General features: G+C 74.4%; 13 protein-coding genes. 8 read left to right on the top strand and 5 right to left on the bottom strand.

Annotation, left to right across the window (positions count from 1 at the left end):
* The first annotated feature begins 51 nt into the window (after positions 1-51).
* Positions 52-696, top strand: coding sequence for a YitT family protein (locus ACODR5_RS00360; protein WP_488982383.1), 645 nt, complete (start codon positions 52-54; stop codon positions 694-696).
* Between the two features lie 6 nt (positions 697-702).
* On the opposite strand, the gene ACODR5_RS00355 is transcribed toward ACODR5_RS00360, so the two are convergent.
* On the bottom strand, positions 703-1,482 hold the full coding sequence (locus tag ACODR5_RS00355) for a DNA-formamidopyrimidine glycosylase family protein (protein ID WP_488982382.1): 780 nt from the start codon (positions 1,480-1,482) through the stop codon (positions 703-705).
* Positions 1,483-1,497: 15 nt separating this feature from the next.
* On the bottom strand, positions 1,498-6,252 hold the full coding sequence (locus ACODR5_RS00350; RefSeq protein WP_488982381.1) for an Lhr family ATP-dependent helicase: 4,755 nt from the start codon (positions 6,250-6,252) through the stop codon (positions 1,498-1,500).
* 97 nt (positions 6,253-6,349) lie between these two features.
* Here ACODR5_RS00350 and ACODR5_RS00345 point away from each other — a divergent pair, with 97 nt between their 5' ends.
* Positions 6,350-6,655 carry a glycine zipper domain-containing protein gene (locus tag ACODR5_RS00345; protein ID WP_488982380.1) on the top strand — a complete coding sequence of 102 codons (306 nt, stop codon included), beginning with the start codon at positions 6,350-6,352 and terminating at the stop codon, positions 6,653-6,655.
* On the opposite strand, the gene ACODR5_RS00340 is transcribed toward ACODR5_RS00345, so the two are convergent.
* Positions 6,646-7,299, bottom strand: a complete 654-nt coding sequence (locus tag ACODR5_RS00340; RefSeq protein WP_488982379.1) for an alpha/beta hydrolase — start codon at positions 7,297-7,299, stop codon at positions 6,646-6,648. The two genes, ACODR5_RS00345 and ACODR5_RS00340, sit on opposite strands and share 10 nt — an antisense overlap.
* Before the next feature lie 92 nt (positions 7,300-7,391).
* On the opposite strand from ACODR5_RS00340, the gene ACODR5_RS00335 reads away from it, so the two are divergent.
* Positions 7,392-8,021, top strand: coding sequence for a DUF4916 domain-containing protein (locus tag ACODR5_RS00335; protein WP_449855114.1), 630 nt, complete (start codon positions 7,392-7,394; stop codon positions 8,019-8,021).
* A 112-nt stretch (positions 8,022-8,133) separates the two neighbouring features.
* On the opposite strand, the gene ACODR5_RS00330 is transcribed toward ACODR5_RS00335, so the two are convergent.
* Positions 8,134-9,204: a threonine aldolase family protein gene (locus tag ACODR5_RS00330; RefSeq protein WP_488982378.1), complete on the bottom strand. Its 1,071-nt coding sequence runs from the start codon at positions 9,202-9,204 to the stop codon at positions 8,134-8,136.
* A gap of 136 nt (positions 9,205-9,340) precedes the next feature.
* Here ACODR5_RS00330 and ACODR5_RS00325 point away from each other — a divergent pair, with 136 nt between their 5' ends.
* The 4 genes from ACODR5_RS00325 to ACODR5_RS00310 all read left to right on the top strand — a co-directional run bounded on the left by ACODR5_RS00325 (position 9,341) and on the right by ACODR5_RS00310 (position 13,608).
* Positions 9,341-10,519: a sensor histidine kinase gene (locus ACODR5_RS00325; protein ID WP_488982377.1), complete on the top strand. Its 1,179-nt coding sequence runs from the start codon at positions 9,341-9,343 to the stop codon at positions 10,517-10,519.
* Positions 10,516-11,202, top strand: a complete 687-nt coding sequence (locus ACODR5_RS00320) for a response regulator (protein ID WP_488982376.1) — start codon at positions 10,516-10,518, stop codon at positions 11,200-11,202. The genes ACODR5_RS00325 and ACODR5_RS00320 overlap by 4 nt, the downstream gene beginning before the upstream one ends.
* A 163-nt stretch (positions 11,203-11,365) precedes the next feature.
* The gene (locus tag ACODR5_RS00315) at positions 11,366-12,157 is read left to right on the top strand and encodes an ABC transporter ATP-binding protein (RefSeq protein WP_449855118.1); all 792 of its coding nucleotides are present in this window, start codon (positions 11,366-11,368) and stop codon (positions 12,155-12,157) included.
* On the top strand, positions 12,154-13,608 hold the full coding sequence (locus ACODR5_RS00310) for an ABC transporter permease (protein ID WP_488982375.1): 1,455 nt from the start codon (positions 12,154-12,156) through the stop codon (positions 13,606-13,608). Before ACODR5_RS00315 ends, ACODR5_RS00310 begins: the two co-directional genes overlap by 4 nt.
* 6 nt (positions 13,609-13,614) lie before the next feature.
* Here ACODR5_RS00310 and ACODR5_RS00305 read toward each other — a convergent pair whose 3' ends face one another.
* Positions 13,615-14,112 carry a hypothetical protein gene (locus tag ACODR5_RS00305; protein WP_488982374.1) on the bottom strand — a complete coding sequence of 166 codons (498 nt, stop codon included), beginning with the start codon at positions 14,110-14,112 and terminating at the stop codon, positions 13,615-13,617.
* 155 nt (positions 14,113-14,267) lie between these two features.
* Between ACODR5_RS00305 and ACODR5_RS00300 the strand changes: the two genes are divergently transcribed.
* Positions 14,268-14,867: a 2-phosphosulfolactate phosphatase gene (locus ACODR5_RS00300; protein WP_488982373.1), complete on the top strand. Its 600-nt coding sequence runs from the start codon at positions 14,268-14,270 to the stop codon at positions 14,865-14,867.
* Positions 14,868-14,870: the final 3 nt, after the last annotated feature.

The following is a 14,870-nucleotide window of genomic DNA, read 5'->3' as shown; positions in this document are numbered from 1 at the left end:
CCCTGACGCGGCCGGATCGCGGTCGGGTCGCGGGCCTTCTATCGTTGACGGGTGACCGGATCATCCACTCCCGAGCAGAAGCAGGTCGTCTTCGAGTGGGAGCAGACGCGCCACACGCTCGCGGAGGACGTGCTCGGCATCGTCACGGGCACGTTCGTCGTGGCCTTCGGGCTGCACCTGCTGAAGGCGGTGGGCGCCGTCACGGGCGGCACGGCGGGGCTCGCGCTGCTCATCGATCAGCTCTCGGACGTGCCGTTCTGGCTCATCTTCACCCTCGTGAACGCCCCCTTCGTCGCGCTCGCGCTGTGGAAGAAGGGCGTGCGCTTCACGGTGCTCACCGCGATCTGCGTGGGCGGCGTGGCCGCGCTGTCGGCGGTGAACGTGGCCTGGGTCCCGGTCTCGGGGCTGCAGCCGGTGTACGCCGTGCTGGGCGGCAATCTGCTCGTCGGCGTCGGGCTGCTCATCCTGTTCCGCCACGGTGCGAGCGTGGGAGGGGTGAACATCGTCGCGATCCTCGTGCAGGACCGCACCGGCTTCCGTGCGGGGTGGACGCAGATGATCGTCGACGTGCTCATCGTCGTCGCGGCGTTCTTCGCGGTGGACTGGCGCATGGTGCTGCTCTCGGCCGCCGGCGCCGTCGTGCTCAACCTCGTGCTCGCGCTGAATCACCGCCCCGGCCGCTACATCGGGCACTGAACCGGATCAGGCCGCCGGCTGGCACACCGGGCACCAGTACACGACGCGCTCGCTCGCGGGGGTCGCGCCGAGGGCGCCGCGCCGGATCGGCGTGCCGCACCGGCGGCACGGGCGGTGCTCGCGGCCGTACACCCAGCGCTCCTGCCCGCGCCGCGCGACGCCGGTGAAGATGCGCACCGGCAGGTCGACGTTGCGCCGGATGGTGCGGGCGCCGAGCTCGAGCAGGGCGACGGCGTCGACAGCCGTCGCGGGCGTCTCGGGGTGCACGCCGCGCAGGAACAGCAGCTCGCTCGCGTACTCGTTGCCGAACCCGGCGACGTGGCGCTGATCCTGCATCGCCACGTGGATCGGGCGAGGATCGGTGGCCACGTTCGCCGCGGCGAGGGCGAGATCCCAGTCCGGGCGGAGCGGATCGGGACCGAGGTGCCCCACGACGCGGTGCTCATCGCGGGTGGGCAGCACCTCGACCATCGCCAGGTCGAAGCCGACCGCCTCGGCGCCGCGCACCGCGACGACCGCGCGCGCCCGGAACGCGGGGCGCGGCCAGCGCTCGCCCTCGCGCAGCACCCACCACTCGCCCTCCATCTTGAGGTGCGAGTGCAGCGTGGCGTCGCCGATCCGGTGCAGCAGGTGCTTGCCGCGCGCGAAGACCTCGTGCACGGTGCTGCCGCGCAGGTCGGCGGTGGCGGACGCGGGCACGCGGATGTCGAATCGCGTCACCTCCCGGCCCGCGAGCGCGGCGTGCATCCGCCGCGCCGCGCGGTGCACGGTGTCGCCCTCAGGCACGATCCGGCCCGCGCGTCATGGCCGGGCCCGCCGCAGGGTGAGGCCGCGCGGCGACTCGACGAAGCCGGCGGCGCGCAGCGCCCGCCCCAGCGGCGCCGTGTAGACGAACTCGCCGTTGGCCTGCTCGACCGTGAGCGTCTCGAGCCGCCGGGCGCGGGCCGTGCCCGCGAGGTCGGCGCACGCCGCCGCGACGCGCTCCTCGTCCTCGTCGAAGACCAGCGCGGTGCGTCCGCCGCGCTCGAGGTACAGCACGAGCGCGCCGTCGAGCAGCACGACGAGGCCGCCCGCCTTGCGGCCCGGCCGGTGCCGCACGCCCTCGAGCGCCGGCCACGGCAGGGCGGCACCATACGGGTTGGCGGGATCGGTCGCGGCGAGCGTGACGGCCCGCAGCGGCGCCGGATCGGGCAGGCCCGCGAACGTGCGCAGGCGGTCGATCGTGGGCGACGTGGCGAACTGCGCCGCGCCGAGCCGTTCGATGAGGTAGCCGCGGCGGCAGTGGCCGGCCTGCTCCAGCCCCGCGAGCGTGCGGTAGGCCTGCGCGAACCCGCCGGGCACGCCCTCGTTCTGCACGGCGCCGCGCGTGACGACGCCGTGCCGGTCGAGCAGGATCGACGCGGTCGCGGCGGCCCGCACGGTCGCGTCCGCCTCGGGCGCGGGCAGCACCGACCACCGCCCGCCCACGAGGGGGCGCGGGGCCTGCGGGCGCGCGGCCGCGCCGCGGTACATCCGGCTGCGCGGGGCGCGGCGCTGGGCCCGGTGCGCCTGCGAGCCGCCGCCCAGCAGCGTGCGGATCGGCGAGAACGTGTCGTTCGTGACGCGCCCGGCCCACACGAGGCCCCACAGCGCGTCGACCACCGCCGTCTTCGATACGGCGGCCGCATCGGCGTCGGGCATGCGGGCGCGGGCCATCTCGGCCAGCTGCGGCGCGAAGTACGCCCCGCCGAACGAGAGGATGCCGAGGATCCGCCCCTCCAGCGAGTCGGGGTCGACCTCGCCCTCGGGCTCGGGCAGCGTGACCGGCGCGGCATCGGCGGGGTGCAGCGCGATCCAGCCGTCGCGCCCCGGCAGGGCGCCGTGCCCCGACCACACCACCTCGCCCGTCGCGGTGAGCTCGTCGAGCATCGCGGGTGCGTAGTCGCGCACGCGCGAGGGCAGCACGAGTGACTCCCACGCGCTGGCGGGGATCGGCACCCCCGCCAGCTGCTCGACCGCCGCGAGCACGCCGTCGATGCCCTCGAGGGGCCGCGTGAGGTGCTGCCAGTCGGGCAGGAACCGCGCGTACGCCTCGGGCGAGACGGGCTCCACGCTGCCGCGCAGCGCGGCGAGGGAGCGCATCCGGATGCGGCGCAGCGCCTCGGCGTCGCACCACTCGCTCTCGTCGAGCGCGCCGCGGCCCTCGGGCAGGAAGAAGCCGCTCGACAGGCGGCCCTGCTGCTCCAGGCGCTGCAGCGTGTGGCGGGCCACCGCGGTGCCGATGCCGAGCCGCGCCGCCACCGCCTCCGTGGTGAACGGACCGTGCGTGCGGGCGTAGCGCGAGACGAGGTCGCCGAGCGGATCGGCCACGGGCTCGAGGAACGCCACCGGCACGCCGACGGGCAGCGCGGCCCCGAGCGCATCGCGCAGCCGGCCGGCGTCCTCGATCGCCGCGAAGCGCGGCACCCCGGCGATGGTCACGGGGATCGCCCGGCGCGCGTCGACGAGCGCGGCGAGATGGGTGGCGGCGCGGGCGACGTGCGGCCCTGGTTTCGACTCGTCGCTTCGCTCCTCGCTCAACCCGTCTCGGCTCGCTTCGCTCGCTCGACGACCCATGTCGGGGTCGTCGACCGGAGCGGCGGAGCCGCGGAGCGGAGACGGGTCGAGCGCAGGCGCGTCAGCGCCGGAGTCGAGGCCTGCGGGTGCCCCCTCCGGCTCGAGCCGCGCGGCGACCTCCTCGACCGAAAGGGGGCCGAGCACGCGCAGCAGATCGGCCACGCCCTCCGCGCCGCGCGCGCGGCGGTCGGGCGCGAGGCGCTGCTGCTCGGCCTCGTACTGCGCGATCACGTCGGGATCGAGCAGCTCGCGCATCTCCACGCGGCCCAGCAGCTCGCTCAGCAGCGAAGGATCGACGAACAGCGCGGCCGCGCGGCGCTCGGCCAGCGGCGAGTCGCCCTCGTACATGAACGCGCCGACGTAGCCGAACAGCAGGTCGCGCGCGTAGGGCGACGGCTGCGCGGTCTCGGTCTCGACGATCCGGATCCGCCGCTCCTGGATGCCGCGTGCGAGCCGCGTCAGCGCGGGCAGGTCGTAGACGTCCTGCAGCACCTCGCGCAGCGTCTCGAGGATGATCGGGAAGGTCGGGTGCCGGCGCGCGACCTCGAGCAGCTGGGCCGAGCGCTGGCGCTGCTGCCACAGGGGCGTGCGGCGGCCCGGGTTCATGCGGGGCATGAGCAGCGCGCGGGCCGCGCACTCGCGGAAGCGCGCGGCGAACAGCGCCGAGCCGCCCACCTCGTCGGTGACGATCTGCTCCAGCTCCTCGGGCTCGAAGACGAACAGCTCGGCCCCCGGCGGATCCGACTCGGCGTCGGGGATGCGCGCGATGATGCCGTCGTCGCTCGCGACCGCCGATCCGTCCACGCCCAGGCGTTCGCGGATGCGCGCGTTGACCGCGAGCGCCCACGGCGCGTGCACGTGCATGCCGTACGGGGAATGCAGGATGATCCGCCAGTCGCCCACCTCGTCGCGGCCGCGCTCCACCGTGAGCAGGCGATCGGTGGGGATCGATCCGGTGGCCTCCTTCTGCTCCTCGAGGTAGGCGAGCAGGTTCTCGATCGCCCGCTCGTCGAGGCCGGCTTCGCGCAGGCGGTCGACCGCCTTCTCGCGCGGCGACGCCGCCAGCTCGCGCGACATGGCGCCGAGCGCCTCGCCCAGCTCGGCCGGGCGTCCCAGCCCGTCGCCGTGCCAGAACGGCACCTTGCCCGGTTGCCCGAACGCCGGCACGACGTTGACGCGGTCGTGCGTGATCTCGACGATCCGCCAGCTCGTGGTGCCGAGCGTGAAGACGTCGTTCACCCGCGACTCGTAGACCATCTCCTCGTCGAGCTCGCCGACGCGCGCGCCCGTCGACTCGCCTGCGACGAACACGCCGAACAGGCCGCGGTCGGGGATCGTGCCGCCGCTCGTCACCGCGAGGCGCTGCGATCCCGGGCGCCCCTCGATCGTGCCGGCGTCGCGGTCCCACACGAGCCGGGGTCGCAGCTCGGCGAACTCGTCGGACGGGTAGCGGCCGGCCAGCAGGTCGAGGGTCGCCTCGAAGGCGCCGCGCGGCAGCGTGCGGAACGGCGCCGAGCGGCGCACGGTCTCGAACCACGCCTCGACCTCCACGGGGCCGAGCGCCGTGGCCGCCACCGTCTGCTGGGCGAGGATGTCGAGCGGGTTCTGCGGGATCGAGATCGCCTCGATCCGGCCCGACAGCATCCGCTCGGTGACGATCGCGGTGTGCAGCACGTCGGCGCGGTGCTTGGGGAACAGCGCGGCGCGGCTGATCTCGCCGACCTGGTGGCCCGCGCGACCCACGCGCTGCAGGCCGCTGGCCGCGCTCGGCGGGGCCTCCACCTGGATGACGAGGTCGACCGCGCCCATGTCGATGCCGAGCTCGAGGCTGCTCGTCGCCACGACGCAGCGCAGCGCGCCCGACTTGAGCTCCTCCTCGACCTGCGCGCGCTGCTCCTTCGACACCGAGCCGTGGTGCGCCTTCGCCAGGATCGCCGCGACGCCCGCCGTCGCGCCCGCCTGCGCCATCATCGCGGCCGGCACGGTGGGCGCGGGCACCTCGATCCCCACCCGCTCGGCGTAGATCTCGTTCAGCCGCGCCGTGAGGCGCTCGGCGAGCCGGCGGGAGTTGGCGAACACGATCGTCGAGCGGTGCTGCAGGATGCGGTCGACGATCGCCTCCTCCACATGCGGCCAGATCGATCCGGTCATCTCGGTCGACTCGGGCGGCCGGAACCACTCCTCCTCGCCGTCCTCGGGCGCGGGCGCGGCGCCGGCGGCGGGCGGCGGGTTCTGCATGTCGTCGACCGGCACGGTCACCCGCAGGTCGAAGGTCTTCGACGCGCGCGGCGCGACGATGTCGACGGGTGCGGATCCGCCCAGGAACCGCGCGACCTCGTCGATCGGGCGCACGGTGGCCGACAGTCCGATCCGCTGCGCCGGCGCGTCGAGCAGCTCGTCGAGCCGCTCGAGCGAGACCGCCAGGTGCGCCCCGCGCTTGGTCGCCGCCACGGCGTGCACCTCGTCGACGATGACGGTGTGCACCCCGCGCAGCGTCTCGCGTGCCTGGCTCGTGAGCATGAGGTACAGCGACTCGGGCGTCGTGATGAGGATGTCGGGCGGGTTGCGCACGAGCTTCTGCCGCTCGGACGAGGGGGTGTCGCCCGAGCGCACGCCCACCGACACCTCGGGCGTCGGGATGCCGAGACGGCGCGCGGCCTGCGAGATGCCGACGAGGGGCGAGCGCAGGTTGCGCTCCACGTCGACGCCGAGGGCCTTCAGGGGCGAGACGTACAGGATCCGCGACGAGCGCCGCTCGGGCGCCGGCTCGCGGAAGACGCGATCGATCGCCCACAGGAACGCCGAGAGCGTCTTGCCCGACCCGGTCGGTGCGACGACGAGGGCATGGCGGCCGCCGGAGATCGCCTCCCACGCCCCGCGCTGCGCGTCGGTGGGCGCGGGGAACGCGCCGCGGAACCAGTCCCGCGTCGCCTCCCCGAACCGCTCGAGCACGTCCGCCATGCCTCCATCCTGCCGCCGATCTCCGACATCCGGCCCGTCACCCGGATCCGTCGCGCGGGGGAGGTGCCGGTCGCGGGCGGCGCGTACCGTGGCGTGCATGAGCGACGAGCGTGGCGGGCTCCAGCCCAACTGGGGCGTGGGCGTGGCCCTCGGCATCGGGATCGGGTTCGCGCTGGGACTGGCACTGGAGAACTTCGCGATCGGCGTCTCGATCGGCATCGCGTTCGGCGTCTCGATGGCGTTCGCGTCCGGCACGCGGCCCGACGACGAGTCCGACGGCCCGGATGCGGCGAGACCCGACTCCGATCCGGAGCCGGGCGAGGGATCGGCCCCCGAGGCCGACGACCCCGCGCCCGGCACCCCCGCGGACGAGGACGGACCAGAGAGCCCGGATCAGTCCTGATCGGCGAGCGACCGCAGCTGCTTCTCGAGGAAGACGCGCACGTCGCCCAGCTCCTGCTCGGCCACGGCGTGGGCGAGGCCGGGGTAGATCCGGCCCACGAGGTCGGTGTGGGCGGGCAGCCAATCGGTGGTGTGCACGACGAGCGCCTCGGGGATGACCGTGTCGGCGGTGCCGCGGCCCCAGAACACGGGCGGCCGGGCCTCGGCGAGGGTCGCGTCGCCCGCGAGGGCGCCCGGGGCGACGTAGCCGGAGAGGTTCACGGCGAAGGCGAAGCGCGCGGGCGTGAGGCGCAGGGCCTGCAGCGCCACGGCCCCGCCCTGCGAGAAGCCCAGCAGCCCGACGGGTCCGTCGTGGCCGGTGCCGTCGAGCCACTCGAGGAAGCGCGCGGCCGCCTGCGTCACGGCCTCGGGATCCCGCGCCCCCTCGCCCTCCAGCGCGTACCAGGCGTGGCCGGGCGTGGGCCACGGCGGCTCCATCGGCGCGCGGACCGAGGCGACGACGAAGGCGTCGGGCAGCTGGCGCGCGAGCGCGAAAAGGTCGCGCTCGTCCGAGCCGTAGCCGTGCAGCAGCACGAGCAGCGGCCGGCCGTCGCGGTCGCCGCGCCACAGCACGGCCGCGTCGTCGAGGGCGGGGATCAGCGGCATGCGTCCATCTTGCCGCGCGCCGGATCGATCGGATCCCTCCACACCCGGCCGCGGGGAGCGCGCCGAGCGGATCGGGCGGGTATACAGGACACATGCCGGTACGCACCCCCGATCCCGACGACCTGCCCGAGGACCCGACGCCCTCGGGGCCGATCAACCTCGACACGGGCGCGATCCGGCTGCCGGGCATGCCAGGCCCCGCGAAGAACCCCGCGTGGCTCAGCGACATCGAGCTCGCCGAGATCCGCCGCCGCCTGCCGATCCTGTACGTCGAGGGCGTGCCCGTGCGCACGGACGGCACGGGGCAGGTGACGCAGGTCGGCATCCTGCTGCGCGCGTCGCCGGTGGGCGAGATCCTGCGCACGATCGTGTCGGGGCGCGTGCGCTACGGCGAGTCGGTGCGCGACGCCCTCTTCCGCCACCTCGAGAACGACCTCGGGCCCATGGCCTTCCCGCTGCTGCCCCCGTCGCCCGTGCCGTTCACGGTGGCGGAGTACTTCCCGATGCCCGGCGTCAGCCAGTTCCACGATGACCGCCAGCACGCTGTCTCGCTCGCCTTCGTCGTGCCCGTGACGGGCACGTGCGAGCCGCGGCAGGACGCGCTCGAGGTGACGTGGCTCTCGCCCGAGGAGGCGGCGTCCGAGGCGGTGGCCGCCGAGATGGAGGGCGGCCGCGGCGCCCTCGTGCGCATGGCGCTCGCGAGCGTCGGCGCCCTGCGCTGACCGTCCCTCCATTTCGCGAGACAGCTTCTGCGCGCCGAGACAGCGTGAGACTCCACAGCGTGCAGACGCCGCTGTCTCGGCGCGTACTTGCTGTCTCGCGGGAGAGAGCGGGTCAGAGCGCGGCGGTCTCCGACTTCAGGGCCGCGACGAGCGCGTCGACGTCGGACTCCTGGGTGTCGAAGCTGCACATCCAGCGCACCTCGTTCTTCGTGGCGTCCCAGTCGTAGAAGCGGAAGTGCTGCCGCAGCCGGTCGGCCGCGCCCTCGGGCAGCGCCACGAAGACCCCGTTGACGACGGTGGGCTGCGTCAGGCGGGTGCCGCGGATCGAGCCGTCGGCGATGCCCGCCTCGACGAGCCCGCTCAGGCGCGCGGCCATCGCGTTGGCGTGGCGCGCGTTGCGCAGGTAGAGGTCGCCCTCGTAGAGCGCGATGAGCTGGGCCGAGAGGAAGCGCATCTTCGACGCGAGCTGCATGTCGAACTTGCGCACGAACGTCACACCCTCCGCGGCGCTCGGGTCGATGACGACGACGGCCTCGGCGCCGAGCGCGCCGTTCTTCGTGCCGCCCAGGCTCAGCACGTCCACGCCCGCGTCGGTCGTGAAGGCGCGCAGCGGCACGCCCAGCGCGGCCGCCGCGTTGCTGACCCGCGATCCATCCATGTGCACGCGCATGCCGAGCGCGTGCGCGTGCTCGGCGAGGGCGCGTACCTCGTCGGGCGTGTAGAGCGTGCCGAACTCCGTCGACTGCGTGATCGAGACGACGAGGGGCTGCGCGCGGTGCTCGTCGCCCCAGCCCCACGCCTCTCGGTCGAGCAGCTCGGGCGTGAGCTTGCCGTCGTCGGTCGGCACGCTCAGGATCTTGATGCCGCCCACGCGCTCGGGCGCGCCGCCCTCGTCGGTGTTGATGTGCGCCGAGGCGGGCGCGACGACCGCGCCCCAGCGCGGCAGCATCGCCTGCAGGCCCACGACGTTCGCGCCCGTGCCGTTGAACACGGGGAAGCCCTCGACCCCCTCGCCGAAGTGCCCCACGAGCACCTCCTGCAGCCGCGCCGTGTAGGCGTCGTCGCCGTACGCCACCTGGTGCCCGTCGTTCGCCGCGGCGATGGCCGCGAGCACCTCGGGGTGGACCCCGGAGTAATTGTCGGAGGCGAACGAGCGGATGGAGGTGTCATGCAGCGGGGTCACCGCTCCAGCGTAGATCCGCGGGCGATCACCGGATGACCGCGCCGGATGACCGCACCGGATGACCGCGCCGCGCACTCCGCGGGATACATCCTGCGGATGATGTGCGGCCGACCCGGCTGGCATAGCGTGGACCGTCGTGATCCGTCAGCTCTTCCGCCCCCTCTCCACCGCCCAGATCGTGGTCGACGTGGTGCTGGCCGTCGGGTTCTTCCTGCTGTTCGGGCTCGTCACCCTCGCGCCGGAGCAGTCGTGGATCCTCGCGGTGATCACGGGCGTGTTCATGGCGGGCGCCCTGGCGGTGCGGCGGCTGTCCCCCGGGCTGGCGCTCGCGATCGCCTGGGTCGGCGCGATCGTGCAGATGGCGTCGGCGCTCACGCCCCTGCCCAGCAACCTCGCGATCTTCGGTGTGCTGTACGTGACGGCGGCCTACGGATCGCGGGCCGTGATGTGGACGGGATTCGCGTCGGCGATCGGCGGCGCACTCACGATCACCGGCTATCTGCTGCTCATGCCGGGGATGTTCGGCGGCCCCGACACGTTCGTGAGCCCCATGGCCGCCGCGGTCGTGAGCGCCTCGGTCCTGTCGGCCGCGCTGTTCTCGCTGCTGCTGTCGTGGACGGCGGGCGCGCTCGTGCGCGCGAGCATCCGGGCGCGGGAGAACCGCGAGGCGCAGCGACGCGCCGAGCTCGAGGCGGCGTCCGAGCAGGAGCGCGGCCGCATCGCGCGCGACATGCACGACGTCGTGGCGCACTCGCTCGCCGTGGTCGTGGCCCAGGCCGACGGCGCGCGCTACGCCGCCGCGGCCGATCCGGCGGCCGCGACCGAGGCGCTGCGCACCATCAGCCAGACCGCGCGGGCCGCGCTTTCGGACGTGCGCATGCTGCTCACGCAGCTGCGCCACCGCGAGGCCGAGGGGCCGCAACCCACGCTCGCCGACCTCGAGCAGCTGTTCGCGCAGGTGAGGGCCGCCGGCATCGAGATCGACGTCGACATCGACCCGGCGCCGCCCACCGACATCCCCGCCTCGGTGCAGCTGGCCGTGTACCGCATCCTGCAGGAGGCGCTCACGAACGCGCTGCGGCACGGCGACCGCGCGGGCGTGGACGTGCGCCTGTCGTGGTGGCCGGATCGTGTCGCCTTCCGGGTGACGAACGGCATCCCGGAGGGCGGATCGGAGCGGGGCGACGGCACGCCCGGGCACGGGCTCATCGGCATCCGCGAGCGCGCGCAGCTGGTGGGTGGGCGCGCGGACGCGGGTGCGCAGGGCAGTACGTTCGTGGTGGCGGGCGAGCTGCCGATCGGGGGAGGCGCATGAGCGAGGGAGCCGCGGTGACGGAGCACACCGGCGCAGGGCAGGACCGCCCCATCCGTGTCGTCCTCGTCGACGACCAGGCGCTGTTCCGCGCCGGCGTGCGCATGCTGCTCACCTCGCAGCCCGACCTGGAGGTCGTCGGCGAGGCCGGCGATGGTCGCGAGGGCGTCGAGGTGGTGCGCCGCACCCGCCCGGACGTCGTGCTCATGGACATCCGGATGCCCGTGATGGACGGGCTGGCCGCCACGGCCGAGCTGCTGCAGGATCCGCAGGCACCGCGGATCGTGATGCTCACCACGTTCGACCTCGACGAGGCCGCCGCGCGCGCGATCCGGCAGGGCGCCAGCGGCTTCCTGCTGAAGGACGCCGATCCCGAGTTCCTGCTCGCGGCGATCCGCTCGGTGCACGCCGGATCGGAGGTGATCGCGGCCTCGGCGACGCGCGCGCTGTTCGCGCACTTCGCCGAGCCCGCCCGCCCCGTCCCGCCCGCGTACGAGGAGCTCACCGACCGCGAGAAGGAGATCTTCGCGCTCGCCGCTCGCGGCCTCAGCAACGGCGAGATCGCGGCGCGCGAGTACCTCAGCGAGTCGACCGTGAAGACGCACGTCAGCCGCATCCTCACCAAGCTCGGCCTGCGCGACCGCGTGCAGCTGGTGGTGTTCGCGTTCGAGCACGGCCTCGTCTGACTCCCCCCTCCTGCCCGCGAACCCGCGCTCGATCCGCGAGCCCGCGCCCGATCCGGGGCGGGTTCGGCGAACGAGCGCGGGTTCGCGGATCATCCCTGCGATGTACGCGGATGAGCCTGGCGGGCGATGACCGCGAGGGGGCGTCGTCCGTAGCGTCGAGGGCATGGAGATCAGCACCAGCGAGCTGGGCCTCGCGGCCCGGGTGACGCACCTGTCCAAGACGTTCGGATCGGGCGACGGCGCCGTGCGCGCGCTCGACGACGTGAGCGTCGGCATCCGCCGAGGCCAGTTCACGGCCATCATGGGCCCGAGCGGATCGGGCAAGTCGACGCTCATGCACATCATGGCGGGCCTCGACGCCCCCACGGGCGGCCGCGCCTGGATCGGCGACACCGAGATCACCGGCATGCGCGATGCCGAGCTGACGATCCTGCGCCGGCGCCGCGTGGGCTTCGTCTTCCAGTCGTTCAACCTCGTGCCCACCCTCGACGTGCGCGGCAACATCCTGCTGCCGTTCGACCTCGACGGCCGCCGGCCGACGGGGGCGGAGCAGGCGCGGATCGACGGGCTCATCGAATCGCTCGGGCTCGGGCCGCGGCTCGCCCACCGGCCCCACGAGCTCAGCGGCGGGCAGCAGCAGCGGGTGGCGATCGCCCGCGCGCTCGCCACGGCGCCCGACCTCGTCTTCGCCGACGAGCCCACCGGCGCGCTCGACTCGCGCACGAGCCGCGAGGTGCTCGCGCTGCTGGCCACCGCCAGCCGCGAGCACGGCCAGTCGATCGCGATGGTGACGCACGATCCGATCGCCGCCGCGCATGCCGACCGCGTCCTCTTCCTGGGTGACGGCCGGATCGTGGCCGACAAGCCGCGCCAGAGCCCCGAGCAGATCTCCGCCCACATGCTGTCGGCCGAGACGCCCGCGGGCGCGGGAGCCGGTGCGGGGGTGGCCGCGTGAGTGCCGTCGCGGCCGGCGCGGCCCTCGCCCCCGCGCGGCGCCGGTCCTTCGCCTTCCTCGCCGAGCGCGGCATGGGGGCGAGCGTGCTCGTCGCCGGGCTCTCGACCGCGTTCGGGGCGGTGCTGCTCTCGACGACCGGCTACCTCGCAGCGCTGCTGACCGACACGTTCCCCGACAGCGGCACGCTCGTCGTGATGCTGCCTGTGCTCGCGGGGATCTTCATGATCATCGCGATGTACGTGGGCGCGGTCGTCACCTCCAACACCTTCGCGACGATCGTCGCGGGTCGCACGCGCCGGATCGCCCTGATGCGGCTCATCGGTGCGTCGGCGCGCTCGCAGCGGGCCGAGGTGGCGGGCCAGGGTCTGGTGGTCGGGATCATCGGCGCCGTGCTCGGCGCGTTCGCCGGCACGCTGCTGTCGGCCGCGGGGGTGGCGCTCGCCACGAGGCTGCTCGACGTGCCCGATGTCGGCTACGGCGTGGTGCAGCCCTGGCTCGCGCTGCCCGTGGTGGCCGTCGCGCTCACCACGTGGGCCGCCGCGTGGGCCGGATCGCGCCGCGTGCTCGCCGTCACGCCGCTGCAGGCGCTCGGCGGATCGGTCGAGCGCACGTCCGCGCACGCGAGGGGCGGCCTCGGTCGCAACGTCGTCGCGCTCGTGCTGCTCATCGCCGGCGGCGTGCTGCTGGGGGTCGGCGTAGCGCTCGGGATCCTCACGCCGCTGGCGATCCTCGTCTCCTTCGTGGGCGGGCTCCTCTCGTTCACGGGTCTCGTGCTCGGCGCCACGCTCGTGATGCCGCCCGTGCTGCGGCTCGTCGGGCGGGCCTTCGGCTCGTCGGCCACGGCCAGGCTCGCGGCCGAGAACGCGCTGCGCTACCCGGAGCGCTCGAGCCGGATGGCGATCGGCGTGGTCGTCGGCGTCACGCTCGTGACGATGTTCGCCGTGGCCACGGAGTCGGCCAAGGCCGTCATGGTCGCCAACTCGGGCGGCAACATGGCCGCCGACTACCTCGCCGCGATGGACATCGTCTCCGGGGTCATGATGGGCCTCGTCGCGGTCTCGGCGGTGATCGCCGCCGTCGGGCTCGTGAACCTGCTGACGATCGGCGTCGTGCAGCGCCGCACGGAGCTGGGTCTGCTGCGGGCCCTCGGCCTGTCGAACCCGCAGGTGCGCCGCATGGTGCTGCTCGAGGCCGCGCACATCACGATCGCGTCGCTCGCCCTGGGGCTTGCGCTCGGCATCGCCTACGGGTGGGCGGCCGCGCAATCGCTGCTCGGCTCCATCTCCACATCGCTGGGGGCGCCCGCGGGCACGCTCGTCCCGCCCGCCGTGCCGTGGCTGCCCATGGCCATCGTCGTGGCGGCCACGGCCGTGCTCACGCTCGTGGCCTCCGTCGGTCCCACCCGCCTGGCCACGCGCGTCGCCCCGGTCGAGGCGCTCGCCGCCGACTGAGGTCGCTCACTCCTCGGAGGCCGGCGGCTCGTACGCCCACGTGGGGGCGAGCCGCCGCAGGTGGGCGCCGCGCCACTGCCACAGCGTCCACAGCGCCGGCCAGTACAGCGGGGCGACGGCGCCGCCGATGACGAGCCGCTCCCGCCACAGCGTGCGCACCGCATCGCCGGGGGCCGGCGAGACCGCCATCTGGTGATCCCACACGTCCAGCGCCGCGAGCGGTCCGGTGAGGGGGATGCCCGAATCGCGCAGGATCCGCACGGGGCCGCGGGAGTCCTCGGTCGCGCGCTCGGAGATCGTGATGAGGTGGGTGCCGAGTCGGAGGGGCCCGGCGGCGTATCGGATCGGCGCGTCCGTGCCAGGGCGCCACTGCGTCGGCAGCGCCGCGAGCGGCTCGATCGACAGCAGTGGCCCGTGCATCTCGCCGAGCGCGCGCGGGGAGTGCAGCGCCCGCCAGGCGGCGTGGGCGTCGCAGTCGAGCACGAGCTTCAGCAGGATCCGCATGCCGCCAGTGTGCCACCGCGCCCGCCCTGGCGATCCGTCCCCGCTCCGAGATGAGGGGAATCGTGCGAGACGAGGGCGAATCGGCGGATCCGGTCGTGTTTCGGACCATTTCCCTCGGCTCGGCGCCGAGAGTCGCGGCCTCCTACGCTGAGAGCGTGAGTGCGTTCGATCAGGGCAGGTATCAGGTTCGGCTCGACTGGGGCGTCGCGGGCATCGGGCGCCTGGCCCCGGCCGACGTGCACGTCGTGGTCGACGCGCTCGGCACGCTGAGCGGGGCGTTCGACGGGACCGGGCCGGATGAGGGACTCGCGCTCGCCGGCGACGACGGTGCCAGGGCGCTGGCGGCGGCCGCCGCGATCGACCCGGCGCCGCTCGTGCTCTTCGCCGGGCTGCGCAACGCCACCGCGACCGCCCGCGCCGTGTACGACGAGCAGAACCGCCGCGCGGCGCGCACGAGCGTCGCGCTCGTGCCGGCGGGGCACGCCGGGCGCGTGACGGTGGAGGATCAGCTGGCCGCCGGTGCGGTGGCCGACGCGCTGTCGGCGCTCGGGATCGACCACTCGGCGCCCGACGTCGCCGTGGCGGCCGAGTCGTTCCGCGGCCTGCGGCGCGCGGTGAAGCACCTGCTCACGGCGAGCGCCACCGGCCTCGTGCTCGAGGAGGCCGGCGCCCGCGACGCCGTGCTCGCGGCGGCGCGGATCGACGACGTCGACACGGTGCTCCGCTACGCCGACGGCGAGCTGCGGGCGGTCTGACCG

The sequence above is a fragment of the Microbacterium sp. FG3 genome (genome assembly GCF_057809335.1).
This window is presented reverse-complemented; position numbering and strand designations above follow the sequence as displayed.

Excerpts from the sequence above, each read along its gene's own strand:
- ACODR5_RS00350 (WP_488982381.1), bottom strand. The coding sequence starts at position 6,252 with ATGGCGGACGTGCTCGAGCGGTTCGGGGAGGCGACGCGGGACTGGTTC.
- ACODR5_RS00345 (WP_488982380.1), top strand. The coding sequence starts at position 6,350 with ATGAGCGACGAGCGTGGCGGGCTCCAGCCCAACTGGGGCGTGGGCGTG.
- ACODR5_RS00340 (WP_488982379.1), bottom strand. The coding sequence starts at position 7,299 with ATGCCGCTGATCCCCGCCCTCGACGACGCGGCCGTGCTGTGGCGCGGC.
- ACODR5_RS00335 (WP_449855114.1), top strand. The coding sequence starts at position 7,392 with ATGCCGGTACGCACCCCCGATCCCGACGACCTGCCCGAGGACCCGACG.
- ACODR5_RS00320 (WP_488982376.1), top strand. The coding sequence starts at position 10,516 with ATGAGCGAGGGAGCCGCGGTGACGGAGCACACCGGCGCAGGGCAGGAC.
- ACODR5_RS00315 (WP_449855118.1), top strand. The coding sequence starts at position 11,366 with ATGGAGATCAGCACCAGCGAGCTGGGCCTCGCGGCCCGGGTGACGCAC.
- ACODR5_RS00305 (WP_488982374.1), bottom strand. The coding sequence starts at position 14,112 with ATGCGGATCCTGCTGAAGCTCGTGCTCGACTGCGACGCCCACGCCGCC.